Here is a 23,965-nt window from a genome sequence, read left to right as displayed (position 1 = left end):
CCTCCTCAGAGATGAGGTGCCCCTCAGCCGTGCGCCAGCGCGATGACGGCCTTGCCTCGGGCCTGACCCGCCTCAAGCTGGCGCAGCGCGGTTGGCAGCTCCTCGAGCGGGTAGCAGCGGTCGATGGCCGGCTTCAGTTTGCCGGCCTCAACCAGCTCCTTGATGAACTGCAGGTTGGTGAGCTTTGACTGCAGGATGAAGGTTTTGAACTGCTGCCCACCTTTTTTGGAGCGCATCGCCCCCATGATCATCACCTGCAACAGCCGTTTGGTGGCGCCGCCAACCAGGACATAGGTCCCCGTGGGCGTGAGCGCACGCTGGTAATCGGAAAATGGGCGATAGGCCGCGGCGTCGAGGATCAGGTCGTACTGGCGGCCGCTGCGGGTCACATCCTCCTGCGTGTAGTCGATCACATGGTCTGGCCCGAGCGCGCGCACCATGTCCACTTTGCTCGTGCTGCAGACGCCCGTCACCTCGGCCCCGAGGGACCTGGCGAGCTGCACGGCGAAGCTGCCCACCCCGCCCGAGGCGCCGTTGACCAGCACCTTTTGCCCGGGCTGGATCTGGCCGACGTCGCGCAGCCCCTGCAGGGCGGTGAGCGCCGCCAGCGGCACGCCGGCCGCCTCCGCAAAGCTCAGGTTGTCCGGCTTCCGTACCAGCGCCTCCTCCCTGGCACATGCGTACTCGGCAAAGGCGCCAAACCCCGACGAGGAGAGCTCGCCGAACACGGCGTCGCCGGGTTTCAGCCGCGTAACCTTGCTGCCGACCGCGTCAATCTGCCCGGCGACATCCGAGCCGATGATGGGCCGCTTTGGCCGGCGCAGCCCAAACATCAGGCGGACCAGAAAGGGCGACCCGCGCAGCAGGTGCCAGTCCCCGGCATTCACGCCCGCCGCGTGCACGCGGACCAGCACCTCGTTGTCGCCGGGGGTCGGCTGTGGCACGTCCGCACACGTCAAGACATCGGGGGGGCCATAGCGGTGGTAGACCATCGCCTTCATCGGGCATCCTCCTTCTCCAGGGTGTTCGACTACCGACGAAGGTATGCGCGGAACCGTAAGCCTGCCGCAAGATCGCCTGCCGCAACCGCAACATCGCCTGAAGATTGCCGCCGTAGCCCGTTCTCGCGGGAACCATACGGCTGGCCGCACCGCCCTTACGGTCGGCTTACGGCGTGTCGTGTAGCCTCGCATCACGGGAGCGCGGGCAGCGAGGAGGGCTGGGCGCCATGGTGAATCTGCTGGGGTGGCTCCTCTGCGGCCTGCTGATCGGCTGGGCGGCGGACCGGCTGAGCCGGCACCCGCCGCGCAGCACGCTGGCGGTGTACGTGATCAGCGGGGTGATGGGCGCCGTGCTCGGTGGGACTGCGGCGCTGACGTTCGCGGCCGGCCCGCTCAATGTGCTCTGCCCGCTGAGCGTGCTCGCCGCGGCGGTCGGCGCGCTGCTCGCGGTGGGCCTGGCCCGGCTGCTGATACAGCAGTTGCCATAGGCCGGCGGCACCGGCCGCAGCATCCCCTATCGGCGCCGCACCGCCCGCTTAGCGGTTCATGACCGGCTCTGCCCGCGCATCCGGGGTGCGGCGCGCGAGCAGCAGGCCGCCGAGGGCGAGCACAAAGCTCACCGGCGCAACCAGCCAGCCCAGGTAGGGGATCTGCATCAGCAGCGCCAGCAGCAGCACGCCACTAAGCGCGGCGAGCCAGGCGTCCGGCGCGCGGCCGGTGGCGCGGGCCAGCCAGCGCCCGAGCCAGGCGCCGGTGATCAGCGGGCTGAGGAACCAGAGCAGCCCGAGCATGCCGAACAGGGCCAGCCCGAGCACCACCCCAGGCCACCAGCCCCAGAACAGCACCATCAGGAAGACCAGCAGGGCCGAGAGCAGCGGGAGGGCCATCAGGAAGATCAGCGCCAGTGAGCCGTACAGGCTGGCCCGCCCGGGCCGGGCGGCGATCGCGCGGGCGGGGGTGAGCAGCGCCGCCGGCCAGACGCGCAGCAGCAGCCCGCCCAGCAGCGCGAAGCCCAGCAGCACCAGCAGCGTGCGCAGCGCCCAGGCGAGGGCCTGCTCGCCGGGCGCAGGCGCGGGCTCCGCCGGGGGCGCCACATACACCACATCGGCAGCGACGCCGTCGGGCGCGCTGATTGGCTCGGCGCTGGTGTAGCGCAGCACCCCATCGATCTGGGCGGGCGTCTGCACGGCGATCCGCTCGCTGGCAAGCCGGGCATCGCCACCAACCTGTGCCGCCAGGGTCAGGTCGCCCATCGCCGCCCGCAGGTCCTCGTCGATCGTGCCGGCGATCGTCCCCTGGCCGCCAGCCAGGAGCGCGTCGCCGCCCACCTGTGCGCTGTCGGCGATCCGCACGCCCGGAACGACGTTGCGCCCGGCGACGACGAACGGCGCGGCGAAGCCCCCGCCGCCGCCGCCGGCCAGCAGGTCGTCGCCGACCGTGCCGGACACGTCGAGCCCGGCCGCTGCGGCCCGCAGATCATCGTCGATCGTGCCGCTCACCACCACCGCCGCGCCGGCAAGCGTGGCGTCGCCGGTCACGCGGCCACTCACCTCGATATAGGCGCCCGCCGCGATCAGGTCGCCCTCGACGGTGCCGGCGATGATCACCTCCGCCGCGCTCACGTAGAGGTCGTCGGCGATCACCTCCCCGGCCTCCAGGCGGTAGCTGTCGCCGCCGGCGACCTCGGCCGCAAGCGCCGGGGCGGCCGCCAGGAGCGCCAGCAGCACCCCGGTGAGCAGCACCGGCCAGCGGGCCAGGCGGGACATCAGTCGCATATGGTTCTCCTTCTCGCTATCGGCGATGCGATCTATCGTCATTCCTCACAGCCAAGCATGCCCGCCCAACCGCAATAGTGCCGTAAAATGAACCCAGCCGACCGTAACACTTCCTGTAGGCCCCTGACCCTGGGGCTATCGGCGGGCCCACATGACGGGCGCTGCCGGGCGCAGCCGCCGCCGTGTGAGCCCAAGGAGACGACCAGGTCATGGAACAATCGATTGCTCATCATGCGCTATCGCTTCCGCTGAGCGGGCGCGCGCGCAACCTGCTGCTCGGCCTGCTCATCTTCACCGTGCTGGTGCTGCTAGCCCTGGTGGTGCTCCCGCCGCTGGTCGACCTGCGCGACACGGCCATCGCAGTCGAGCTGGAGCACGCCCAGACCCTGGCGGTGCAGCTCAGCGACACCGAGAACAGCCTGCAGCAGATGCAGGCCGACGCGCGCGGCTACCTCATCGCGCAGAGCCCGGACTTCCGCGCGCAGTATGATGCGGCGGCGACGGCGCTGCCCGCCCAGCTGGAGCTGCTTATTGAGTCAGGGGTCCTGGTCGACCCGGCGCTCGCCGCCCCGCTCGCCGAGCTGACGGGAGCGATTATGGCCTGGCAGCGCGAGAGCCTGGACCGTCAGGTCGCCCTGGTCGCGCAGGGCCGGCTCTCGGATGCCGCCGCCGACCTCGCGGTCGGCGAGAGCCAGCGGCGCTTCGACGCGATTCGCGGCCAGCTCCAGCGTATCCAGGCCCAGATTCAGGTCACCGAGGGCGAGCTCAGCGCTCAGGCGAGCCAGGCCCGCACGCTCCAGACGCTGATCTCCGTCGTCCTCGGCATCCTCGGGCTGGCCGCCCTGGTGGTCGTCTTCGCCGCCTTCTGGCGCATGGTCGGGCTGATGCGGGCGCTAGCAAGCGAGCAGGCCCGCGTCACCCAGCTCGCCGCCGAGCGCGCGGCCCAGCTCGCTGCTGCCGAGCGGCAGAACCGCCAGCTCACCGTGCTGCACGCCGTCGCCTCGGCCTCGGCGCTCAGTGTGCAGCCCGGTGAGCGCGCGCGGAACATCTTGCTGACGATCGCGCGCGCCCTCGGGCTGCCCGCAGATGGCGTGTGGATCGCCCGGGCCGCGCCGAGCTCCATCCCCGGCCTGGAGGAGACTCCGCGCACGCCCGCCGAGGAGCTGCTGGTGCAGGCGGTCGCCGAAGGGCAGGATGTGCTGATCGGCGATACACAGGCGGCCAACCTTTCGCTGGAGACATCCGCCGTCGCCGGGGTGCTTCTCGGCGCGCGCAGCGGGCTCGTCCTGCCGCTGCGCGGGCGCGCCCAGGCATTCGGCGCACTGGTGCTCATGGGCGAGCGGCCCAACGCATTCGACCCGGCCGACCTCGCCTTCTACGGCACGCTGGCCGCCGAGGTCGGGCTGGTGCTCGATAATGCCCGGCTCTATGCCGAGGCCGCGACCGGGCGCCAGCGGCTGCAGGCGATCTTCGACCACTCGCCGGCGGGCCTCGTGGTCGCCGAGGCGCCGGAGGGGCGGCTCGCGCTGGTGAATCACCGCGCGCACGCGCTGCTCGGTGACCTGGCGCCAGACGCGACCCTGCGCGCGCACCCGCTCGTCGGCCGCGCCTTCCGCCCCGGCGGTGAGCCGGTCGCGCCCCAGCGGCTGCCTCTGGCGGCAACGCTGGCCGATGGCCAGGAGCGCCACAACATCGAGCTGGTGATCATCGCGCCCGACGGCACACGCGTGCCGGTGCTGACTACGAGTGTCCCGCTGCGCGATGACGGCGGCGTGGTGACCGGGGCGGTCGCGGTGTTTCAGGACCTGCGCCAGCTGCGCGAGGTCGAGCGGCTCAAGGCCGACTTCGTGGCCCTGGTGAGCCACGAGCTGCGCACGCCGCTCACGGCGATCAAGGGCTGCACCGAGACCCTGCTGCAGAGCGGCGAGGCCGACCCTGGGCGGGTCCACGAGTTTCTGCAGATCATCGATGCGCAGAGCGACCGGCTCGAGGAGCTGATCGATAACCTGCTCAGCCTCGCCCAGGTTGAGGCCGGCGCCCTGCGGCTGCGGCGCACGCCGGTCGCCCTGGGGCCGCGCATCCAGCAGGTGCTGCGCCAGCAGCGCGAGCGCGCCGAAGGGCTGCGCATCCAGGCCGATCTGCCGGCCGAGCTGCCGCCGGTGAACGCCGACCTGCGCCGGGTCGAGCAGGTGCTGCATAACCTGCTCGACAACGCGGTCAAGTTCTCGCCGGAGGGCGGCGTGATCACGCTGAGCGCATCCACGGAGGATGGCGCAGTGCGTCTCAGCGTGCGCGACCAGGGGCCGGGCATCCCGCCGGGCGAGCGCGCGCGGGTCTTCGAGCGCTTCTACCAGATCGCGCAGGCTGGCGTGGCGAGCAGCGGCAGCGGGCTCGGGCTGGCGATCTGCAAGGCCCTGGTGGAGGCCCACGGCGGGCAGATCGGGGTCGCCGACGCGCCCGGCGGCGGGGCCGAGCTCTGGTTCACGCTCCCGGCCGAGACGCGGGTTGTGGAGCCGCAGGTCGCCGTGCGCCACGACGGCGCCACGCGGGTGCTGGTGGTGGACGACGACCGCGCCCTGCGCCGGATGCTCGACCGCAGCCTGGCCGACGCGGGCTACGCCGTGCAGACGGTCGTGGAGGCCCAGGGGGCGCTCGACGCGCTCACCCAGCAGCCGCCCGATCTGGTGCTGCTCGACCTGATGCTGCCGGGGGTCGATGGGCTCGCGCTGTGCCGGCAGCTGCGCGAGTGGACCAACGTGCCGATCATCATGCTCACCGCGCGCTCAGCCGAGCAGGATATTGTGCGCGGGCTCCAGCTCGGCGCCGACGACTATGTGACCAAACCGTTCCGTCTGAGCGAGCTGTTGGCGCGTATGGAAGCGGTGCTGCGCCGCGCCCAGCCCCAGATGGAGCCCGGCGGCATCTCGCTCATCCAGATCGACCACCTCACGGTAGATCTGGCCCAGCGCCAGGTCAGCGTCGCCGGGCAGGAAGTCAGCCTGACGCCGACCGAGTATGGCATCCTGGCGTATATGGCCCAGCACGCCGGCCAGGTGCTGACCCACGCGCAGATCCTCAGGGCCGTCTGGGGCGAGACCTACGGCGCGGAGAACAACTACCTGTGGGTGCACATCGCCCATCTGCGCCAGAAGATCGAGGCAGACCCCAAGCAGCCGTGCTACATCCTCACCGAGCGGGGTGTGGGCTACCGGCTCGCCAAAGGGTAGATGCTACACGCAGCGCGCTCCCGGCCGCAGCGCCGACCATCGGTGCTGGCTTGTGCTCGCCGCACCTGTCTTGGTAGCCCACAGAGCGTGATTGACCACCACATCACCCCAACCCGCGCGGACGCGTTCCTGGCCGGCATGCGCCACGCGCTGCGCACCTCACCGCGGCGTGGTGAGATCAGCTTGCCTCCCGAACCTCGCGCATCAGCGCGGCAAACGCCGCCGGCTGGTCGAACAGCGCGCGATGCCCGGCGTGATCGAGGATGACCAGGTGCTTCGACGGCGAATCGAGTATCTCGAAGACCGGCGAGGTGCCTGCCCGCCTCGGCCATGCGTTCGGTCGAGCCGCTGAGCACTGCACCTGGACCGGGCCGTCGGCTCCGCCAAGCAGAGCGGCAGAGCGCCCCGACAATCGATTTGAAACGCTCTTTTGGCCCGAAGAAAGCGTTACGCCCTGTCGTGAAAACCATCCCCAACGCTTTTGGGTGGATACTATAATTTCAGCTACTTCCTGCGCATGATCGTCGTGGTGGAGACCCATATGCAGCATGCCTCGCCGAGCCCTGACGACCCTCCGGTACCCCAGGCGCCGCTCCTGCCCGATGACTACCTGAACATCATCCCAGATGCCGTGATCCTCACTGATGCGGCTCTGCGTATCACCGGCTGGAATCCCGCGGCTGAACTGCTCTATGGCTGGTCTGCCGCCGAGGCGCTGGGCCGGCGGGCCGATGAGCTGCTCCAAAGCAACTACCCCGGCGTCGAGCGCGCCCAGCTGCAGGCGCAGGGCCTCTGGCGGGGCGAGGTGCGGCATCACCACCGCGATGGGCACGCCATGCTGATCCTGGCCACGGTCACCTGGATGCGCGACCCCGACGGCCAGCCCCGCGGCACGATGAGCCTGAACCGGGATATCAGCGCGCACGAGCAGCAGCTCATCAGCGTGCTCGAGGCCGTCAGTGGCCGCATCTGGTCGGTCGACCGCGAGCTGCGCCTGCTTGTCGGCAATGCGCGCTTTCAGCAGGATGTGCAGCAGATCACCGGGCAGGAGCTGCGCCCCGGCGAGAGCATCTGGGCACTGCCGATGCCCCAGGAGTGGCAGGCCACCTGGCGCGCCGCCTATGCGCGGGCGCTGGCCGGCGAGGTATTTAGCATCGAGCGCCAGCATGCGGGCATAACGATCATCTATCGCTTGATGCCCATCCGCACCGCCGAGGGGGATATCAGCGGGGTCACGGTCTTTGGCCTCGATATCACACCGCGCGTGCAGGCGAGGACGGCGCGGCGGCAGACTGAACGCAAGCTCGGCGCGCTCTTTGAGCTGCTGCCGGTCGGGGTCTCGATTCTCGATGCGGAGCAGCGCGTTGTGTATGCGAACCCGGCCCTTAGCCAGATCCTCCGGCTCGACCAGCAAGCCCTGGTGCAGGGAGCGTATCACACGCGCCAGTACCTGCGTGTGGATGGCAGCCCCATGCCGACGGAGGAGCTTGCCATCGCGCGCGTCTTTGCCGAGCGGCGCGCGATCAGCGCGATGGAGATCGGCATCGTCACCGAGACGGGCGAGCAGATCTGGGTCGAGGTGAGCGCGATGCCGGTGGACTTTCCCGATTGGCGGGTGGTGGCGATCACGGCCGACATTACCGCGCGCAAGCGCGCCGAGCAGGAGCGCCAGCGCGCCCAGCAGACCACCGAGCTCCTCTACCGCGCCAGCCAGCTCCTGGCGCGCCCGCTCGGGCAAGACGCGGTGCTTACCACCCTGCTGGATTTGCTGCAGCAGCTCATCCCCTACGACAGCGCCAACATCATGCTCCCCGATGGCCCGACGACCTTTCGGGTCCACTATTTGCGCGGCTATGAAACCTGGGCCGATCCTGAGGCGGTCAAGGCGCTGATCGTCGACCCGGCCGAGCGCCCGCCCCTCGCCCAGATTATCGCCACCCGGCGCAGCCTGCTGATCGCCGATACCCACCAGGAGCCAACCTGGCAGCCCATGCTGGAGACGCGCTATATTGGGTGCTGGCTGGGCGTGCCGCTGATGGCGAATAACACGCTGGTCGGCATCTTCTCCATCGACCGCCACCAGCCGCACGCCCTGACCACCGACGATGTACGGCTGGCGGAGACGCTGGCGGTGTCGGCAGCCACGGCGATCGAGCGCGCCCAGCTGCTCGCCCAGCTCCGCGACGAGCGGGCTCAGCTGGCCCGCCGGGTCGCGGAGCGTACCGCCGACCTGAGCCTGGCCAACGCCGAGCTAAGCCGAGCCACGCGGCTCAAAGACGAGTTCCTGGCCAGCATGAGCCACGAGCTGCGCACGCCGCTCAACGCCATCCTTGGACGCGCCGAGGCCATGCAGGAGGCGATCTACGGCCCGGTGACGCCTGAGCAGATCGCCTCGCTTCAGGGGATCGAGGAGAGTGGCCGGCACCTGCTGAGTCTGATCAACGACATCCTCGACCTCTCGAAGATCGAGGCTGGCCGGCTTGAGCTTGATGCGGAGCGCGTGCAGGTCGACCTGCTCTGCCCGCTCTGCCTGCGTATGGTGGCCCAGAGTGCATTGATGAAACGGATTAGTCTCAGCTCAAACTATGATGTCCAGGTGCAGACGCTGCACGTCGACGAGCGCCGGCTCAAGCAGATCCTGGTCAACCTGCTCTCCAATGCCGTGAAGTTCACCCCCGAGGGCGGCAAGGTCGGCCTGGAGGTCCATGGCGACCTGGAGGAGCAGGTCGTGATCTTCACGGTCTGGGACACCGGGATCGGGATCGCCGCGGAGGACATGCCGAAGCTCTTTCAGCCCTTTGTGCAGATCGACAGCAGCCTGAGCCGCCAGTACACCGGCACGGGCCTGGGCCTCGCGCTCGTCGCGCGGCTTGCCAAGGCCCACGGCGGCAGTGTACGCGTCGAAAGCACACCCGGGGAAGGCAGCCGCTTTCACGTCACCCTGCCCTGGACCCCGAGCGCCCCCGGGCTCGGCAGCACCCCGGAGCCAACCGCGCTCCCTGAGGCACTTCCAGCGATCGGCCGGGCGATGGTGGTCGAGGACTCGCCCACCGCTGCCGAGCAGCTCACCCGCTACCTGCAGGAGCTTGGCGCGCGGGTCGAGGTGCTGCCGCACGGCGCGGGGGTCCTCGCCCGCGCGATCGCGCTCCAGCCCGACGTGATCCTGCTCGATATCCTGCTCCCCGACGACGACGGCTGGCACGTGCTGCGCCAGCTCAAGGCCGAGCCGCGCACCCAGGCGATCCCAATTATCGTCGTCTCGGTCGTCGACAAGCCCGAGCAGGCGCGGGCGCTCGGCGCCGCGGCCGCACTGCTCAAACCGATCGACCGCGCCGGGCTCGAACTGACGCTGCGCCGGGTGCTCGCGCGCCAGGAGGAAATACATCTGCAGCTCGCGCTCGTTGCGACGCCCGCCACGGGACGCCCGAAGCTCCTGCTGGCGGAGGACAACGAGGCGAATATCGCCACCATCGGCGACTATCTGCGCGCCAAGGGCTACGACCTGATGATCGCGCGGAATGGAAGCGAGGCGGTCATGCGCGCGCAAGAGGAGCGGCTGGATGCGATCCTGATGGACATCCAGATGCCGGGGATGGACGGCCTGGAGGCTATCCGGCGCATCCGCGCCGACACGAGCCTCGCCCAGATCCCGATCATCGCGGCGACGGCGCTGGCGATGCCGGGCGACCGCGAGCGCTGCCTGAGCGCCGGCGCTGATGAGTATGTGACCAAACCGATCCAGCTGCGGAAGCTGGTGACAACTATTGAGCGCTTGCGGAATACGGGCAGCGAGGGGGCATAGCATCTCTCAGCACTGATTGGGTACACGGAGGCGCTGTAGAGGCGGCAAACGACCAGTAATGCGCGTTTCCATCGGCCAGCACTCCCGTCTTAGCCTGATAGCGTGCAGGTTGCCTTGCGCCGCCCTGCTCACCAGTGCTACACTGCTCGCACAGCATCGGCCCCGCCCGGCCATCGGCATCCTGCTCCTCGGCCCACTCCCGCCGCTTGTTCAGGCGTGACACCGCCGGCGAACGCGATGTCGCTGTCCCGGGTGGTGCCGGTCGCACCTTCGTACTGCGTATAGCCGATAGCCGGTAGCCGCCTCGACGGCAGGCCGGACCACTGCCCTTCTCCCGCGCCGCATGGCGCACCTCTTGTCGCACGCTCGCTGAACCTGTTGTCCTGGGCCTTCTCCCCGTCGCTCGCTGCACGCCGCAGCGGGCGTTTTTGCGTGCCCATTGTCTCGCCCTCCGGGCGCTGTTGTCTGCCCACCTGCCTGGGTCTGCGTCATCACGACCAGCCCGGCAGTGGGGCTGGCCATCGCCATGGAGGCTCTTATGCCTGTCCTGATCATCACCCTGTTCATCATCGCCCTGCCGCTGGCCAAGAAGACCATCCCCGAGCTGGAGCCCTTCGATGACTCCGACTTCGACGCGGCCTTTGACCGGCTGCGCGGCCGCAAGGCCCGCGCGGTCGGCCAGTTAAGCGATCAGCTCAGCACCCCCTCCCGCATCCCCTTCGTCGGCGCGCTGATCAAGCGCCTGCCCGGAAAGCGCTCCGAGAACGCGGAGTCCACTGAGAAGTAGTCCACACTCGCGCCCCGCTCGGCCCGGAGCACTGGCATTCTGCCACCGGCCCGGGCATCGGGAGCCGGTGGCCTTATTTCTTCGGAGGACTCGTATGCGCTCCCTCACCGACCTCATCGCTGATCTTACCGCACCGTTCCCCAGCGATCAGATCGAGCTCAAGCCCGGCGCGCTCAGCCAGAGCCGCGACCGCGCGCTGGCCATGGCCTACGCCGACAGCCGGGTCTACCATGATCGCCTCGATCAGGTGGTTGGCCCGGCCGACTGGCAGGTCGCCTTCACCCTCACGCCCGACGGCGTGGTCTGCACGCTGAGCATCCTCGGTGTCACCAAGGCCGATGTCGGCGATTTTCCGCTGGACTACCCCGAGCACCCCAACGAGAACCGCGCCACCACCGCGGCCGCTCAGGCCTTCAAGCGGGCCTGTGCCCAGTTTGGGCTGGGACGCTTCCTCTGGAGGCGCGGGGCATCCGCGCCTGGCAGCTCGCCGGCGACCCGCGCCACTGGAATGCCCTCGTCAGTGATGGCGTCCAGCGCGGGAAGCTCCCGACCACCCGGCCGACGCCGGATGACCTGATCCGACTCGGGGTGCGCGCCCCATCTGCCTGATGTTCCGCCCCGGACACCGGGAACCGCATGCGGTTCGCCGGGTGTCCGGGGGCCGCAGCGCGTTCCAGGTGTCCTCCTGAAGAAAGAGGACTCTATGAGCAGCGGCCCCCTCGGCGGGATGGCGATTTCTCAGCACATCCCCACGCCCCAGGTTCACGCCGACGCCCTCCGGCACCTGGTGACTATTCCGGCCGCCACCCCGGTGGCGATCGGCGACCTGACCGGCTGCGGCGCCGGCAATCTGCTGGCCCCCTTTGTCCATCTCCCCACCGCCCGGCTCTTCGGCATCGAGATCAGCGCGGAGCGGGCTGAGTCCGCCCGCCAGCGGCTGCCCGGCGCGACGATCGTGCGGGCGCCGTTTGAGGCGACCCGGCCGACGCCCGACTCGTTTAGCCTGTGCGTGACCAACCCGCCCTACGTGCGGCTTGACGACGGCCGCCGCGCCGAGTACGCGGCCCAGGTGCTCGTTACCAAGGCCCTGGTCGCCGGCGGCGTCAGCCTCGCGGTCATCCCGGCCCGCTCGGGCCTCGACGGCACCCTGATCAACCACTACGCCCGCAACTATCAGCAGCTGCGCTGCTGGCGCTTCCCCGATGGCGACACCAACGCCGACACGTCCTTTCAGAAGTACTCCCAGATCGTCGTCGCCGGCGTGAAGCGGCTCAGCCCGCTGGAGACGCCCGACCCGATGGTCAAGGCCCAGCTCCAGGGCTGGCGCTACGACACGGAGACCCAGACCTGGGCCGGCGGCACGCCGCCGCCCGTTCTGCCCGATCATCCGATCGCCGACCCCTACCTCCTGCCGTCCGCGCCGACGATACCCGAGATCCTCGTGCTCCACGCCGACGAGGACGCGCTGCTGCGCGGGCTGGAGGCCGGCGGCCTCCACCACAGCCCCGCCTGGCAGCAGGCGGTCACCCTGCAGGCGGAGGGCGTCTTCGCCCGCCCGCTGATGCCGCCGACCGGCCCGGCCCACCTGGCCGCGCTCATCCTCTCCGGCCTGCTCGACGGCGATATCCTCGACGGCCCCAACGGCGAGCGCTTCGTCATCACCACCGCAACCTCCAAGCAAGCCACGCGCATGCCGGTCGACGACGACCAGCGCGCCAAGGGCGTGGTCGAGGTCTCGCAGATCGAGGACAACCCCGTCCTGGGCGTGCTCGACCTCGCTACCGGCGCGGTCAGCCACTACCAGAACGACGCCGCCTTCGCCTTTCTCCAGCCGCTGCTGCCGACCCTGGCCGTCCAGGTTTTAGACAAGCACCAGCCGCGCTATCAGCTTGACCCCGCGGACTGGGAGGTCCGCGTGGTCGCCCAGATTGGCCTGGACAAGCAGCTCCCCGGTGCGGAGCATCCCGGCCTCGCGCCGGCGCAGATGCACCGGGTCTTCGCCCTGCGCCGCGCCCTCTGGGACGGCGGCCGGGCCATGTTCGCTGGCGAGCCGGGGGTTGGCAAGACCCGCCAGGTCATCGCCCTGATCGCCACCCTCTGTCACTACTGGGAGGAGCAAGCCACTGCATTTCACGGCGAGAAGAAGCCCTCCTGGGCACGCCGGCTGGCCAAGGCCTGGAAGGCGAACCGGCACACCGACGGACGAGCGCCCAGGGCATTGCCGATCTGGATCGCCCCGCCCAAGCGGGTCATCCCGACCTGGCGGGTCATCCCGACCTGGCGGCGCGAGATCGCCGGGGCTTTCCCGGCGGCCGAGGTGCTGGTCATCCGCGACCACACCGACGTGGACCGCTGGATGGCCCGCTGTGCGCACAGCGACGCGCCGGCGGTGATCGCCCTGATCTCCCACTCGACCAAGGCGGCGACCGGCCTGCGCTGGCTGCCCGCCGTGATTACCCACGAGACCACCCGTGAGGTGCCCGACCTCGACCCGCCGGCGGAGCGCCTGCCCGCGCTGGAGGCGGTCACCGAAGGCCGGCGCAGCACGCTCACCCCCTACCTCGACCTGACCCAGCTGCGGCGGCTGGCCGCCGCTGGCGTGGGCGATCACCTACGCCCAGGGCGGTATCGGCCGGCGGCTCGGCCAGCTTTGCCGCTGGCTCTACGAGGAGGAGTAACGATGCCTCAGTTCTACTTCGCGATCGGCCGATCGCCATGCGCCCGGGATTGGGCGGTCTGTCGGCTGGTCGGCCAGCGCCACTTCCTGGTGCCCGCCGGCTCGCCAGCCGAGCGCTACCTACGCAGCCAGCCCAACGTCTCGGTCATCCTCGACTCGGGCGCCTACCCGCCGGGGAACACCGCCCGCCCGACCCTGCGCCAGTACGGCTGGATCGCCCGCTGGTGGAGCGGGCACCCAGACAGCCTGTCAACTGACTGTCGCGTAAACGCGACAGCTTGTGCCTCACTTCCGAAGCCGAAGCGTCGGGACGGACACGATTGGCTGGTTGACAGGCAGCCCGCCAACAGGAGATCTACCCCCGCTGGCATGGTACGTGGCCGCACTATTCCGCGCCGCGTTGAGGTCGGCATGCAGCTCGAAGCCACACACCCGACACACAAACCGGCCACGGGAACGGCGGTTGGTGCGGGCCTGGTGCCCACAGCAGCTACAGGTCTGCGAGGTATGCCGGGGATCGACCCCCGCCACCGTACACCCCCGTTCCTCGGCTTTGTACGCCACGAACGACGTGATCTGCGCGAACGACCAGCTATGGACGCGGCGGCTGGTTTTCGTCTGCTTACGGATCTTCGACCGCTTCCGAATGTGGGTCAGGTTCTCCAGCACAATCGTCGCACCGGGATGCGCCGACTGGACAATCTGCTTGGAGAGGACGTGATCACAGTCACGCCGAAAGCGGGCCTGTTTCCCCCGCACCGTGCGCAGATGTCGCTTGGCGCTCTTGCTCCCCTTCCGCTGAAGCTGGCGTTTGAGGTAGAACAGCCGCCCCTCAATCGCCTTCCAGGCAGGCTTGCCCAGGAAGCGCACCGTCTGGCTCTCCCAATCGACCTTATAGGTGTGCCGGTTATAGCGCGGCGGGCAGGCGTCCGATTGCGGCATCCCAACCGTGCGCCCGGCCTTCTGCGAGGCAAACGCGCTTTTGACGGCTTCGGTTGCCTTGACCCGCGCCTGGATCAACAGATCCGAAACGAGCGCAGGGTAGTCTGCCTGCGTCGGGTAGTAGGTCGCGTGATGCAGATCGGCCCCGTTGGTGATCTTCTGTTGCCATCCCACGCGGCAGACGGCGTTAAAGGCCGCCGTGAACAGGCGGCTGGTTTCAGCCAGCAGCCCAGCCTGTGTCGTGGAGGGGGTGAGTTTCACGCGAAGCGTACGTTGCATAGCACATATATTCTACCATATACACAGCGTTCTCGCAAGAAGCTGCTTGCCCGGCGCTTCCCCTGCCGCCTCAAGGCGGACAGTCCCCGCGCCGTGGCGTTGGCGTACGAGCTATATTGTAGGAGTCTTTTTATGGGGCCGATAGGCTGCTCACCCCGATCTTCGACGCGTGTCGGGCACGCCGGGAGGATGGATGACCCGAACACTCTACCTCATCACGGGCGCTCCCGGTGCGGGGAAGACCACCGCCTTGACCGTGCTCCGCAGTCGCGCGACGCCCTACCTGGCCTTTGAATATCGACGAGCTGCTCCCGGCCGCATCGCAGCTTGCGCAGCGCGATATCCGCGCTGACCAGGCGACGTGGCCGGCCTATAACCGGCTCTGGCTGGAGATTCTTCACGCGGTGTCGCGCAACGGAATGATCGCGCTCCTCTTCGCGCCCCTCGACCGCGAGGATCTTGCGCGTGTCGGGAGGCTTCCGTGGGTTGACCGGATCGCGTGGCTGTTGCTCGATTGTGATGCGCAGACACGCCAGGCACGACTTCGGGATCGCCCGGGATGGAGCGAGGATCAGATCGCCGACGCGCTCCACGATGCGCAGCACCTGCGCGAACAGCTATCCGCCCGTATCGATACCGGGATTCACCGCCCGCACGCCGTGGTCGACGGTATTCTGGCCTGGGTCGAGCGCAGCTCCGCCAGCAGCGATTAACCGCATGCCCAGGCGCTCGAGGTGTGATGATCGCCAGGTACGCCGCGGCGTTGTGCTGCAGCACATCTGCTCATCGGCCGACTAGATAGGGCGCGTCGAGGTTGTTGTTGTTGACTACGAAGGTCGCGCGGCGCTCGGGCCGGCAGCTGCGCAGGTAGAGCTGCTGACCTTCGACGTAGCGGCGCTGGCTGGGGTGCTGCGGGTCAGGCGAGCTCCCATCGCGGGCGGCGCAGCGGCCGACCGAGGTGACAACGCTGACCTCCAGGAAGACCGAGAGATCCCAGGAGCTGCGGAGCTCCGGCCGGTGCAGGAAGATCCCGTCGAAGACCAGGATGTCGCCGGTCGCGGCCTGCTCCTCCGGCGCAACGACCGGGCTATCGGTGCGGTGATCGAAGGCCGCCGTGCGGTAGCGGCCATCCCCGCCGGGGCTGAGCGGGTCGATCAGGGCCGCCCACAGCTGGGCGTAGTCGTAGGAGTCGTGGAAGAAGCCTTCCGGCGAGTGGCGGCCACGCCGGTAGCGCAGCGCCCGCGGGTTGTGGAAGGAGTCGACCGAGGCGCGGATGACCCGCCGGCCGGCGGCCTGGAGCAGGCCGACAAGCTCGTCGCCGAACATAGTCTTGCCCGCGCCGTCTACGCCGTCGATGCCCACCCGAGTCACGAAGGGCGAGGGGGCGCGCAGGATGGCAGCGGCGATGCGCTGGAGCAGCGCCTGTCGATCGGGCGTCACCGGCTACAGCGTCCGCCGCGGCGCGGCCGTGGTCGCCTCGCCGGTGTTCGGGGTGCCGGTCGGCTCGATGAGCAGCAGGTGACACTCCTCCGCGGCGACGGGCTGGTGCTCGACGCCGCGCGGCACCACGAAGAGCTCGCCGGGGCCGAGGCTCACCTCGCCGTCGCGCAGGCGGATGGTCAGCCGGCCCTTCAGCACGAGGAAGAAGTCGTCCGTATCCGGGTGGGCGTGCCAGACGAACTCCCCGCGCACCTTGACGACCATGATGTCGTAGTCGTTCAGCTGGGCCACGCTGCGCGGCGCCCAGTGCTCGTCGAACTGGGCCAGCTTCTCGGCCAGGTTGATCGCTGCGTCGGCCATGGTTGCTCTCCATACAGGCGTGGCTACGCTCCTCGTTCGTCGCAGGTTCATCAGCGGCTGCGAGCAGGGTCGCGCGCAGGCGTGTGGAGATATACTGCCCCTGGGTGATCATCGCATTAAGGACGGGCGCTACCGCTGGGATCACCCCCTGGCGTTTCGCCTCCACCAACACGGCGCCTGTCCCGATCACCGGCAGGCCACGCGCCAGGGCGATCCGCCGGCCGCGGCGCTCATCGAGGATCACCAGCCGCGCGCCCGCTTCTGCGGCAAGCGCGATCGTCGCCGCCTCGCCCATGTCGAGATGCGCGGCCAGATCATCAGGGATCGTGACTGCGGCGACAGTTAGCCAACTGGCCGCGCGCAGATCCAGATCGCCAGCGCGGAGCTTCGCCTCGTACTCGTGGAGGACCTGGGTCGCAATGGTGATCGTCCCATAGAGCGCGGGGAGCAGCTCAAGCAGCCCGACGCCGGCGAGGGTGATCAGCGGCGTGGTGTTTGAGACGACCGGCGCCTGCTCAGCCACGGCGCGCCTCGGACGAGCGGCGAAGCTCCTCGGCGAGATCCAGATCCTCATCGAACACCGACACGTGGTAGGTGCCAAGCAGATCGAGGAACTCGCGCCGGCTCACACCGAGCAATGCCGCCGCCTGACCAGAGGAAAGCTCGCCCAGATCATAGAGCCGCACCAGGAGGGCCTCACGGGCCAGCTGGCCGAGGCGCTCGGCCGGTTGGCCAGAGAGAGCCTGGATCTCGGCGGGGTAGACCACATGAAAGCTGTCCATCATGCACCTCACGCATACCGCTGGGAATGCCAGAACGATGTGCGCTGAATCACCATCATCATGCCACGAGTCTGCGCGCTTCGGCCATTGTAGCACGGCGAATCCCACGGTGCCTGCCGGGCGCCGCTGTGGTATGATCGTCGCAGGACGATCGTGCAGGACGTCGGAGTGATTGCAGTGGGGTGCTGCGCGGCATGCCTGGAGGCTCCGATGAGCGATGTCCAATCGATTGTCTCGCCCGATGGGCGATATGCGCTCCAGCTGGAGCATGTCGAGATGCGGATGTCGCACTGGGTCATGGGCGCGACGCTCTGGGAGCGGGCGGCGCAGCGCCTGGTGCTGCGGATCGGCGACGGGCTGTGGAGCAGCGAGCAGATCGCCTGGAGCGCCGACAGCCAGATGGTCACGGTTGGGCTGCGGCGCTACCCGGGCGATGTCCCGGGCCTGGTGATCGACATCTACCCCGGGCGGCAGATCGTCATCCCGCGCGCGCCGGCCGAGGAAGCGCCGCTGCGCTTTGCTGAGCTCAATCCGTTTCTCGAGCGCCATCGTGTGAATCATCGCCAGGAGCGGCGCTGACTCACACGATGGCGCTCCGGGTGCTTGTGGGCGCCCACACAATCGCCTATACTGGGGCGACCGCTATCAGCATTGACGTCGAGATCGCCAGCGCGGCCCACAGCCTCTGGCTGACCCACGCGGCTGAGTTACGCGCCGAGCTGCGTGCGGCGCTGGCGTATGTGCGTGAGGGGCGCGCGGCGTCGGGAGCGCCCGATTCACGCGCCGCTCACCCTGGAAACGAGGATCAGAACTATGGATGATGCGACCGCGCAGACGCCCCTGCACGCCCCCCGGTCGGTACACGTCCGGCCCTACCAGCCTGATGACGCGGCCTTTGTGCGCGGCCTGGCCCCGCGCCTAACGATCGGGATGCCGGCGTACCGCGACCCGCAGCGCTGCCTGGCCGCCGTGGAGGGCTGGATCGCCGGCAGCATCGACCAGCACGGCCAGGCGGCGGCGGTGTTCGTCGCCGAGGACAATCACGGCGAGCGGCTGGGCTTCGCCAGCGTTAGCGCGGAGCCCCACTTCCCCGGCGAGCGCCAGGCCTCCATTGGCGAACTGGCGACGAGCGCGGCGGCCGAGGGCCAGGGCGTGGGCCGGGCGCTGCTGCGGGCCTGCGAGGACTGGGCCCGCGCCCAGGGCTTCCGGATTATTGCCCTGAGCACTGGCGCGGCCAACACGCGGGCGCTCGGCTTCTACCACCAGCATGGCTACCGCGACGAGGACATCCGGCTGATCCGGCTGCTTGACGCGCGCGATGGAGATGCGGAGGAGCGCTGACGGAAACGCTGCCTGCATCAAGGAGCATCCGATGTACGACGAGACGTTCACGATCGTCGGGCCGGTCGACCCGCGCGACCCGCAGAGCCGGCCGATCGTGCCCTACGGTGCGGTGGCCCGCGCCCTGGCTCACAGTTCGTTCCGTGTGCCCCACGCCGCCGTCCACGTGCTGCCGGTCACGATGCAGACCGGGCGGATACTGCTGCATCAGCGTTCGGCGCAGATGCGGGTCAGCCCGCTGGCCTGGGACATGGTCGGCGGGCATGTGACCTTCGAGGCCAGCATGCCCCTGACCGCCGCGGGCCTGGCGCAGGCGTCGCAGGCGACGGCGCTGCGCGAGCTGCGCGAGGAACTGCTGCTCACCCGCGCCAGGCGGCCCTACGTGGTGCCCGCGACCCACGTGCGCCAGGTCGGCGCGGTGGGTGCGCTTACCACCGGGCTCGACGACCCGCGCGCGATCAATGTCGAGTACTCGACGTTATACGTGGCTGCCATCCCGGTCGATGCGAGTGCTGCTCAACTGTTCGAGCTACGCGACGGTGGCCTGCGCACCTGGCTCGATCAGGATCTGGTCACATGGAATGACATTGTTGCCGGCTTCGCTACGCCGGGCGGTCGCGTGGGCGATGCGCTGACGCGGATGATCCGTCACTGCGCGGCCGACCCGGCCTTCGCCGCCGCCCTGGCTGAGGCAATCGCCTGGTGCCGGGAGTGCGCGCCGGCCGGTGATGCGCCCGACCCGATTGCGCTCACGCATCGGCCGGAGTGACCGCTGAAGGAGACGGATGTTCTCGCTCCCGCATGCCCTTGCGCCCGCGGACCAGCGTCATGCGATAACCTTCGGCGAGCGCCTGCTCGGCGTGATCGCGATCGGCTCACACGCCCATGGTGAGGCGACCTCGTGGTCGGATACTGACCTGCGGCTGGTCATTGACGCGCCCCAGCCGCTCCTGCGCCTCGATGAGATGCTCTGGACCGATCCGGGTCCCGATCCGGTCACGCTGGTTGGCTGGGCGGAGCTTACCCACGATCCGGCAATCTCATTCGGGCTAACCAACCTGGCCTTCATCGCGCAGATGCTGGCGCACGGGCGGTTTCCGCTGCCCGATCACACCTGTCTCTATCAGGGCCAGCTAGCGACGGCTATCCCTTTACGGGCAGGACCGGGTGGAGCTCGACAACCGGCTCGGCGACCTCGGCCTCACGCAGGGTGGCGATCACCGGGCCGATCTCCTTGTAGGCGAAGGGCGCCTCCTCCTTCAGCGCCGCCCGCCAGCTGGCCCGGATGTCAGGGCGCTCGCGGATCTGCTGCGGCTCCACGGGCGTGACCACGCGGAACCGCTCCAGGAAGGCGTCGAGCTCGGCATCGTGTCCGCGCGCCGCGCTGCCGCGGGCCAGCGCCCGCCCGGCCCCGTGGCAGGCGCTCTCCAGGGCCTCGGGCTTGCCCAGCCCGCGCAGGATGAAGCTCGGCGCGCCCATCGAGCCGGGCACGATCACCGGCTCGCCCCATGGGAAAGGCGTGTTCGCCATCGCCGCCGCCCCGCGCGCCGGCGTGGAGCCTTTGCGGTGCACCACCTCGGCCCCGGCCTCCTCCCAGAGCAGGTTGTGCGGCGAGTCCCACAGCAGGCGCGACTCCTGCGCGCCCGCGACCTCGGCCAGCGCCTGGAGCATCATGCGCGCAAGATAGAAGCGGTTGCCGAAGGCGAAGTTGGCCGCCACGCGCTGGGCCGCCCGCACGACCGCGAGCGCCGGCGCGGCGCGCTCGCCCAGCGGCAGCGGCAGGATCCCGTTGTTCGGCAACGGGAAGCCGGCCGGCAGCAGTGCGCCCAGTGCCGCCTTACTCGCTGCCCAGGCAGCGTGCCCAAAGCCGAGCGAGCCGGTGTGCACCATCACGGCCAGCTGGCCCTCGCGCAGGCCCCAGGCGTGGGCGGTGGCCCGGTCGTGCAGCTTCGCCACCACCTGCAGCTCCACAAAGTGGTTGCCGCCGCCGATGCTGCCCAGCTGCGAGTCGTAGCTCACCCCGCCGGAGCCGCCGACGTAGTCGCGGTGCTGATCAGGCAGCGCGGTGGGATAGCCGCCGCCGCCGCTGATGTGGGCCAGCTCGTCGGCCGCGGCCTCCCAGGCCGCGTCGCGCAGCGCGTCGCTCTCCAGTAGGCCGGGCACGCCCAGGCGGAGCAGGGCCTCGCGCTGGCTGGCGGTCAGGCCGATGCGGCGGCCGCCCTGAAAGAACAGGTGGCGTAGACGGCGCTCCAGTGCGGTCATCGCGGGCTGCACCTGCTCCAGGCGCCAGCCGGTGAGGTGGACGCGCATGCCGCAGTTGACATCGGTGCCGACCGCCTGCGGCACCAGCACGCCGCGGGTGCGCAGGGTGGTGCCGATCGGGATGCCGCTGCCCTTGTGGAAGTCGCTGGAGAGCGCCACCGCCGCAATGCCGGGGTCAGGGTGGTCGAACAGGTCGGGCGCGGCCCGCCGCAGGGCGGCGATGGTCTCCTGGAGCTCCAGCAGCGCGAGCAGCTCGCTGACCGCAGCGCGCTCGATCGGCACGCCATCGCCGGCGAACAGGCGCACGGGGATGCCCCAGGGGTTAGGCAGGGTCAGTTGGCTGGCGTCGATGCGCTGCAGGCGGTAGTCGGCGATGCGCGCGTTGGTCATGCGGTCGGGAGTCCTCCGCGATCAATTGGTGTTCTTTTCATAGCATGCCCTGTGCGGCGCATCGTGACAACGGTCGTGCGGCGGAGCGTCGGCGCCAGTCATCCGCGTGCGCTCGGACTCGGCGGGCGGTGATGCGTAGCCCTGTGCTACAATCCAGCCCTGTCGCCGCCTCACGAGCCGCTTCACGCTATGATCCTTATTATCTGCGCCGACCCGCTCAACCCGCGCCAGCCCGACTCGGCCTTCGCCGCTGAGGCGGAGGCAGCGACACGAGCTGGCTTCACGCTCGCCCTGCTCACCTACGAGCGGCTGGTCCACGACCAGGATGCTGCCGGCGCGTTGGGCCGGCTCCCGCCCCGCGCGACGCCGGAAGCCTGCCTCTACCGTGGCTGGATGCTCCGCGTTGATCGGTATACGGCGCTGTACGACGCCCTTGCCGCCCGCGGCTACCAGCTGCTGCAGACGCCCGCCGCCTATCGCAGCTGCCACGAGCTCCCTGCCGCCTACCCGAGCATCCGCGACCATACGCCGGCGACGGTCTGGCTGCCCAGGGAGGCCGGGCTGGGCCTGGAGCAGATCATGGCCGCCCTGCGGCCCTTCGGCGCGCAGCCGGTGCTCGTCAAGGACTACGTGAAGTCGCGCAAGCACGAGTGGGCCGAGGCCTGCTTCATCCCCTCGGCCGCCGACCGCGACGCGGTCGCGCGCGTAACAGGCCGCTTCCTGGAGCTGCAGGGCGATGAGCTGCAGGGCGGGCTGGTGTTTCGGGCCTTCGAGCCGCTGCGCACAGCCGGCACCCACCCGCAGAGCGGGATGCCGCTGGCGATCGAGTATCGCGCGGTGATCTTCGACCGGCGGCCGCTCTGCGTCGCGCCCTACTGGGAAGGTGCCATCGCAGCAGCGCCGCCCGACCTGGCGCCCTTCGCAGATGTCATCGCCGGCATCCCCAGCCGCTTCTTCACGCTCGACCTGGCCCAGCGCGCCGATGGCCGCTGGCGGATCATCGAGCTCGGCGATGGGCAGGTGGCCGGGCTGCCGCCGGGGGTTGGTGTGGACACTTTCTATGTGGCGCTGTCGAGAGGAATCAGCGGATGACTGCGGAAACACCGGCTTTGCCCGACGTCATCCTGATCACCGGCGCGATGGCGGCCGGCAAGTCGAGTCTTGCCCAGGCGCTGGCCGAGCGCCTGCCGCGCATGGCGCTGTCGCTGGTGGCGGTGCTGCGCCGCCACGGCCAGGTTGACCAGGACGCGCTGGCCACGAGCTTCGCCGCGCGCCACGACCCCGCGCGCGGCTACGGCGCCGGCGCGCTCCGGCTGCTGCGCCGCGTGAAAGGCGGACAGGACTGGCGCACGGTATCGGCCGACCTCTCTGGCGGCCAGGGTGTTCAGCGATAATTAGAATTGTCGCGGGGCCTCACGGAAGAATCGGAGGCGGGAGGCAGGAAACGGGAGGTAGCACCCTTGTTGCGGGAGTTCTTGAGCTTGACCCGGATGCCCGGAGCCTGCCACCTGCCACCGGCCTCCTGCCACCTGCCGCCGTCCTCTGGCGCGAGGGCCTGGTGCTGATCTACCGCCTGCTCTTCGTGCTCAAGCTGGAGTCGAGCGACGACCCGGCCCGCGCCTTCAGCTTCGCCTCGACCAGCCTCTGGCGCAACACCTTCTCGCCCAGCGTGGCCCTGGCACCCTATGCCCGCAAGGTGCTTGATTGCGGCGCGGAGACTGGGCGGCTGCTTGAGGGCGGCCTGCGCGCCCTGTTCCGCCTCTTCGCCGAGGGCGTGCGGGTCAGCGAGCTGAAGATCGAGCCGCTCGGCGCGCTCTTCGGCACGGCCGCCATGCCCACGCTCGACGGGATGCGCTGGGGCGAGCGCGCCGTCGCCCGCCTGCTCGATAACTTGCTCTGGACGCCGGCCAAGGGCCGCAGTGTGACGAGCGCAGCCCGCAGGACGACCCGCAGCCCGGCGCGCTGATCCGTATCCGCGTGCTCGACCCGGCGATGGGCAGCGGCCACTTTTTGGTTGAGGCATGCCGCTTCCTGGGCGCGCGGCTCTACGAGGCGTGCCGGCGCTGCGACGAGCTGGCGACCGAGGCCGAGGCCGCCGCGCTGCGCTGCCCCGACCCGGCCGATCGCGCCGGCCTGGAGGCCCGCGCCCAGGAGCTGCGCGGCCGCGTGCGCGACCTGCCCGACCCCGACGACGCCCTGGAGCGCTACCTGCCCAGCCGCGCCGCCGAGGGCGCGGGCGAGGGCGTCTCGCGGCGCATCGTCGAGGCGATCTGCCGCCGCCTGGCCGCCGTCCATTGCCTGTACGGGGTGGACAAGAACCCGCTGGCGATTGAATTGGCGAAGCTTTCGCTGTGGATCGAGGCCCACGCCGAGGGGTTGCCGCTGACCTTCCTTGACCACCGGCTGGTGGTGGGCGACTCGCTTACCGGCCCGTTTGTCGAGCACCTGTTCCGTTTCCCCGGCAGCCAGAAGCCCTTCGCCAACGACATGTTCGCCAGCGAGCTGCGCGCCCGCCTGGGGCATTCGTTGTCCGCCGCGCTGGTCCACGTGGCCGACCTGGAGGCCAGCGTGGGCGTGAGCCTGGCCGACCTGGAGCACAAGCGCGGCGCCCGCGCCCGCCTCGACGCCGCCCTGGCCCCCTTCCGCCTGCTCGCCGCCGCCTGGGCCGGCGGGGTGATGCTCGGCAAGGGCAACGGCTGCGACGACGACGCCTACGCGGAGCTGGCGCGCATCGTCGCATATCACGATCTGGCCGGGTCAAGGAACGATCTGGCCGGGTCAAGGGACGATCTTGCCGGGTCAAGGGACGATCTTGCCGGGTCAAGGGACGATCTTGCCGGGTCAAGGAACGATCTTGCCGGGTCAAGGAACGATTTGACCGGGTCAAGGAACGATCTGGC

Annotated in this window: 20 protein-coding genes and 3 pseudogenes; 14 read left to right on the top strand and 9 right to left on the bottom strand. The window is 69.7% G+C overall.

The window, feature by feature from the left end; translation table 11 throughout:
- Window positions 1-23 precede the first annotated feature (23 nt).
- Window positions 24-1,001, bottom strand: coding sequence for an NAD(P)-dependent alcohol dehydrogenase (locus K2Z83_RS18550; RefSeq protein ID WP_220596683.1), 978 nt, complete (start codon window positions 999-1,001; stop codon window positions 24-26).
- A 227-nt stretch (window positions 1,002-1,228) separates the two neighbouring features.
- Here K2Z83_RS18550 and K2Z83_RS18545 point away from each other — a divergent pair, with 227 nt between their 5' ends.
- Complete coding sequence (locus K2Z83_RS18545; RefSeq protein ID WP_220596682.1) at window positions 1,229-1,489, top strand: hypothetical protein; 261 nt, start codon at window positions 1,229-1,231, stop codon at window positions 1,487-1,489.
- Between the two features lie 48 nt (window positions 1,490-1,537).
- Here K2Z83_RS18545 and K2Z83_RS18540 read toward each other — a convergent pair whose 3' ends face one another.
- The gene (locus K2Z83_RS18540; RefSeq protein ID WP_220596681.1) at window positions 1,538-2,776 is read right to left on the bottom strand and encodes a polymer-forming cytoskeletal protein; all 1,239 of its coding nucleotides are present in this window, start codon (window positions 2,774-2,776) and stop codon (window positions 1,538-1,540) included.
- Between the two features lie 209 nt (window positions 2,777-2,985).
- Here K2Z83_RS18540 and K2Z83_RS18535 point away from each other — a divergent pair, with 209 nt between their 5' ends.
- On the top strand, window positions 2,986-6,003 hold the full coding sequence (locus K2Z83_RS18535) for a response regulator (protein WP_220596680.1): 3,018 nt from the start codon (window positions 2,986-2,988) through the stop codon (window positions 6,001-6,003).
- A 178-nt stretch (window positions 6,004-6,181) separates the two neighbouring features.
- Here the strand turns inward: K2Z83_RS18535 and K2Z83_RS18530 are convergent, their stop codons facing one another.
- Entirely contained in the window at window positions 6,182-6,544 is a 363-nt protein-coding gene (locus K2Z83_RS18530; RefSeq protein ID WP_220596679.1) for a hypothetical protein, read from the bottom strand.
- Between K2Z83_RS18530 and K2Z83_RS18525 the strand changes: the two genes are divergently transcribed.
- The 4 genes and pseudogenes from K2Z83_RS18525 to K2Z83_RS30025 form a co-directional block, all read left to right on the top strand.
- The gene (locus tag K2Z83_RS18525; RefSeq protein WP_220596678.1) at window positions 6,545-9,805 is read left to right on the top strand and encodes a response regulator; all 3,261 of its coding nucleotides are present in this window, start codon (window positions 6,545-6,547) and stop codon (window positions 9,803-9,805) included.
- Window positions 9,806-10,343: 538 nt separating this feature from the next.
- Window positions 10,344-10,592, top strand: coding sequence for a hypothetical protein (locus K2Z83_RS18520; RefSeq protein ID WP_220596677.1), 249 nt, complete (start codon window positions 10,344-10,346; stop codon window positions 10,590-10,592).
- A 94-nt stretch (window positions 10,593-10,686) separates the two neighbouring features.
- Entirely contained in the window at window positions 10,687-11,169 is a 483-nt protein-coding gene (locus K2Z83_RS18515; RefSeq protein ID WP_220596676.1) for a hypothetical protein, read from the top strand.
- 126 nt (window positions 11,170-11,295) lie between these two features.
- Window positions 11,296-11,856, top strand: a pseudogene (locus K2Z83_RS30025) (DUF6094 domain-containing protein); the annotation flags it as partial.
- Window positions 11,857-13,554: 1,698 nt separating this feature from the next.
- On the opposite strand, the gene K2Z83_RS30020 reads toward K2Z83_RS30025, so the two are convergent.
- Window positions 13,555-14,211 carry an RNA-guided endonuclease InsQ/TnpB family protein gene (locus tag K2Z83_RS30020; RefSeq protein WP_370650206.1) on the bottom strand — a complete coding sequence of 219 codons (657 nt, stop codon included), beginning with the start codon at window positions 14,209-14,211 and terminating at the stop codon, window positions 13,555-13,557.
- 569 nt (window positions 14,212-14,780) lie between these two features.
- On the opposite strand from K2Z83_RS30020, the gene K2Z83_RS18505 reads away from it, so the two are divergent.
- Window positions 14,781-15,203, top strand: coding sequence for a hypothetical protein (locus K2Z83_RS18505; protein ID WP_220596674.1), 423 nt, complete (start codon window positions 14,781-14,783; stop codon window positions 15,201-15,203).
- A 70-nt stretch (window positions 15,204-15,273) separates the two neighbouring features.
- On the opposite strand, the gene K2Z83_RS18500 is transcribed toward K2Z83_RS18505, so the two are convergent.
- From K2Z83_RS18500 to K2Z83_RS18485, 4 genes and pseudogenes are all read right to left on the bottom strand, one after another.
- Window positions 15,274-15,930, bottom strand: coding sequence for a hypothetical protein (locus K2Z83_RS18500; protein ID WP_220596673.1), 657 nt, complete (start codon window positions 15,928-15,930; stop codon window positions 15,274-15,276).
- 3 nt (window positions 15,931-15,933) lie between these two features.
- Window positions 15,934-16,290, bottom strand: coding sequence for a cupin domain-containing protein (locus K2Z83_RS18495; protein WP_220596672.1), 357 nt, complete (start codon window positions 16,288-16,290; stop codon window positions 15,934-15,936).
- Between the two features lie 118 nt (window positions 16,291-16,408).
- A pseudogene (locus K2Z83_RS30015) lies at window positions 16,409-16,585 on the bottom strand (DUF3368 domain-containing protein); the annotation flags it as partial.
- A 220-nt stretch (window positions 16,586-16,805) separates the two neighbouring features.
- Window positions 16,806-17,072, bottom strand: a complete 267-nt coding sequence (locus K2Z83_RS18485) for a UPF0175 family protein (RefSeq protein WP_220596671.1) — start codon at window positions 17,070-17,072, stop codon at window positions 16,806-16,808.
- Between the two features lie 210 nt (window positions 17,073-17,282).
- Here K2Z83_RS18485 and K2Z83_RS18480 point away from each other — a divergent pair, with 210 nt between their 5' ends.
- The 3 genes from K2Z83_RS18480 to K2Z83_RS18470 all read left to right on the top strand — a co-directional run bounded on the left by K2Z83_RS18480 (window position 17,283) and on the right by K2Z83_RS18470 (window position 19,182).
- Window positions 17,283-17,651, top strand: coding sequence for a hypothetical protein (locus tag K2Z83_RS18480; RefSeq protein ID WP_220596670.1), 369 nt, complete (start codon window positions 17,283-17,285; stop codon window positions 17,649-17,651).
- 234 nt (window positions 17,652-17,885) lie between these two features.
- A complete protein-coding gene (locus K2Z83_RS18475) occupies window positions 17,886-18,413 on the top strand; it encodes a GNAT family N-acetyltransferase (protein ID WP_220596669.1) in 528 nt (175 codons plus the stop codon).
- A gap of 31 nt (window positions 18,414-18,444) precedes the next feature.
- Complete coding sequence (locus K2Z83_RS18470; RefSeq protein WP_220596668.1) at window positions 18,445-19,182, top strand: NUDIX domain-containing protein; 738 nt, start codon at window positions 18,445-18,447, stop codon at window positions 19,180-19,182.
- Between the two features lie 374 nt (window positions 19,183-19,556).
- Here the strand turns inward: K2Z83_RS18470 and K2Z83_RS18465 are convergent, their stop codons facing one another.
- The gene (locus tag K2Z83_RS18465; protein ID WP_220596667.1) at window positions 19,557-21,065 is read right to left on the bottom strand and encodes an RtcB family protein; all 1,509 of its coding nucleotides are present in this window, start codon (window positions 21,063-21,065) and stop codon (window positions 19,557-19,559) included.
- Window positions 21,066-21,254: 189 nt separating this feature from the next.
- On the opposite strand from K2Z83_RS18465, the gene K2Z83_RS18460 reads away from it, so the two are divergent.
- The 4 genes and pseudogenes from K2Z83_RS18460 to K2Z83_RS18445 all read left to right on the top strand — a co-directional run.
- A complete protein-coding gene (locus K2Z83_RS18460) occupies window positions 21,255-22,157 on the top strand; it encodes an ATP-grasp domain-containing protein (RefSeq protein WP_220596666.1) in 903 nt (300 codons plus the stop codon).
- Window positions 22,154-22,459 carry a hypothetical protein gene (locus K2Z83_RS18455; protein ID WP_220596665.1) on the top strand — a complete coding sequence of 102 codons (306 nt, stop codon included), beginning with the start codon at window positions 22,154-22,156 and terminating at the stop codon, window positions 22,457-22,459. Before K2Z83_RS18460 ends, K2Z83_RS18455 begins: the two co-directional genes overlap by 4 nt.
- A 164-nt stretch (window positions 22,460-22,623) precedes the next feature.
- Window positions 22,624-23,031 (top strand): hypothetical protein, encoded by a 408-nt coding sequence (locus K2Z83_RS18450; RefSeq protein ID WP_220596664.1) that lies wholly within the window; start codon window positions 22,624-22,626, stop codon window positions 23,029-23,031.
- An 11-nt stretch (window positions 23,032-23,042) separates the two neighbouring features.
- Window positions 23,043-23,965, top strand: a pseudogene (locus K2Z83_RS18445) (hypothetical protein); the annotation flags it as partial.

Origin of the sequence: Oscillochloris sp. ZM17-4, from assembly GCF_019599295.1 — a bacterium.
GTDB lineage: Bacteria > Chloroflexota > Chloroflexia > Chloroflexales > Chloroflexaceae > Oscillochloris.
Note: the sequence above shows the minus strand (reverse complement) of the source record. Positions and strands in the feature narration are given on the sequence as shown.

What these genes read in the sequence shown, in the direction of transcription:
- K2Z83_RS18550 (WP_220596683.1), bottom strand. Translation starts at nt 1,001, where the DNA reads ATGAAGGCGATGGTCTACCACCGCTATGGCCCCCCCGATGTCTTGACG.
- K2Z83_RS18545 (WP_220596682.1), top strand. Translation starts at nt 1,229, where the DNA reads ATGGTGAATCTGCTGGGGTGGCTCCTCTGCGGCCTGCTGATCGGCTGG.
- K2Z83_RS18540 (WP_220596681.1), bottom strand. Translation starts at nt 2,776, where the DNA reads ATGCGACTGATGTCCCGCCTGGCCCGCTGGCCGGTGCTGCTCACCGGG.
- K2Z83_RS18535 (WP_220596680.1), top strand. Translation starts at nt 2,986, where the DNA reads ATGGAACAATCGATTGCTCATCATGCGCTATCGCTTCCGCTGAGCGGG.
- K2Z83_RS18530 (WP_220596679.1), bottom strand. Translation starts at nt 6,544, where the DNA reads ATGGGTCTCCACCACGACGATCATGCGCAGGAAGTAGCTGAAATTATA.
- K2Z83_RS18525 (WP_220596678.1), top strand. Translation starts at nt 6,545, where the DNA reads ATGCAGCATGCCTCGCCGAGCCCTGACGACCCTCCGGTACCCCAGGCG.
- K2Z83_RS18520 (WP_220596677.1), top strand. Translation starts at nt 10,344, where the DNA reads ATGCCTGTCCTGATCATCACCCTGTTCATCATCGCCCTGCCGCTGGCC.
- K2Z83_RS18515 (WP_220596676.1), top strand. Translation starts at nt 10,687, where the DNA reads ATGCGCTCCCTCACCGACCTCATCGCTGATCTTACCGCACCGTTCCCC.
- K2Z83_RS30020 (WP_370650206.1), bottom strand. Translation starts at nt 14,211, where the DNA reads ATGCCGCAATCGGACGCCTGCCCGCCGCGCTATAACCGGCACACCTAT.
- K2Z83_RS18495 (WP_220596672.1), bottom strand. Translation starts at nt 16,290, where the DNA reads ATGGCCGACGCAGCGATCAACCTGGCCGAGAAGCTGGCCCAGTTCGAC.
- K2Z83_RS18485 (WP_220596671.1), bottom strand. Translation starts at nt 17,072, where the DNA reads ATGGACAGCTTTCATGTGGTCTACCCCGCCGAGATCCAGGCTCTCTCT.
- K2Z83_RS18480 (WP_220596670.1), top strand. Translation starts at nt 17,283, where the DNA reads ATGAGCGATGTCCAATCGATTGTCTCGCCCGATGGGCGATATGCGCTC.
- K2Z83_RS18475 (WP_220596669.1), top strand. Translation starts at nt 17,886, where the DNA reads ATGGATGATGCGACCGCGCAGACGCCCCTGCACGCCCCCCGGTCGGTA.
- K2Z83_RS18470 (WP_220596668.1), top strand. Translation starts at nt 18,445, where the DNA reads ATGTACGACGAGACGTTCACGATCGTCGGGCCGGTCGACCCGCGCGAC.
- K2Z83_RS18465 (WP_220596667.1), bottom strand. Translation starts at nt 21,065, where the DNA reads ATGACCAACGCGCGCATCGCCGACTACCGCCTGCAGCGCATCGACGCC.
- K2Z83_RS18460 (WP_220596666.1), top strand. Translation starts at nt 21,255, where the DNA reads ATGATCCTTATTATCTGCGCCGACCCGCTCAACCCGCGCCAGCCCGAC.
- K2Z83_RS18455 (WP_220596665.1), top strand. Translation starts at nt 22,154, where the DNA reads ATGACTGCGGAAACACCGGCTTTGCCCGACGTCATCCTGATCACCGGC.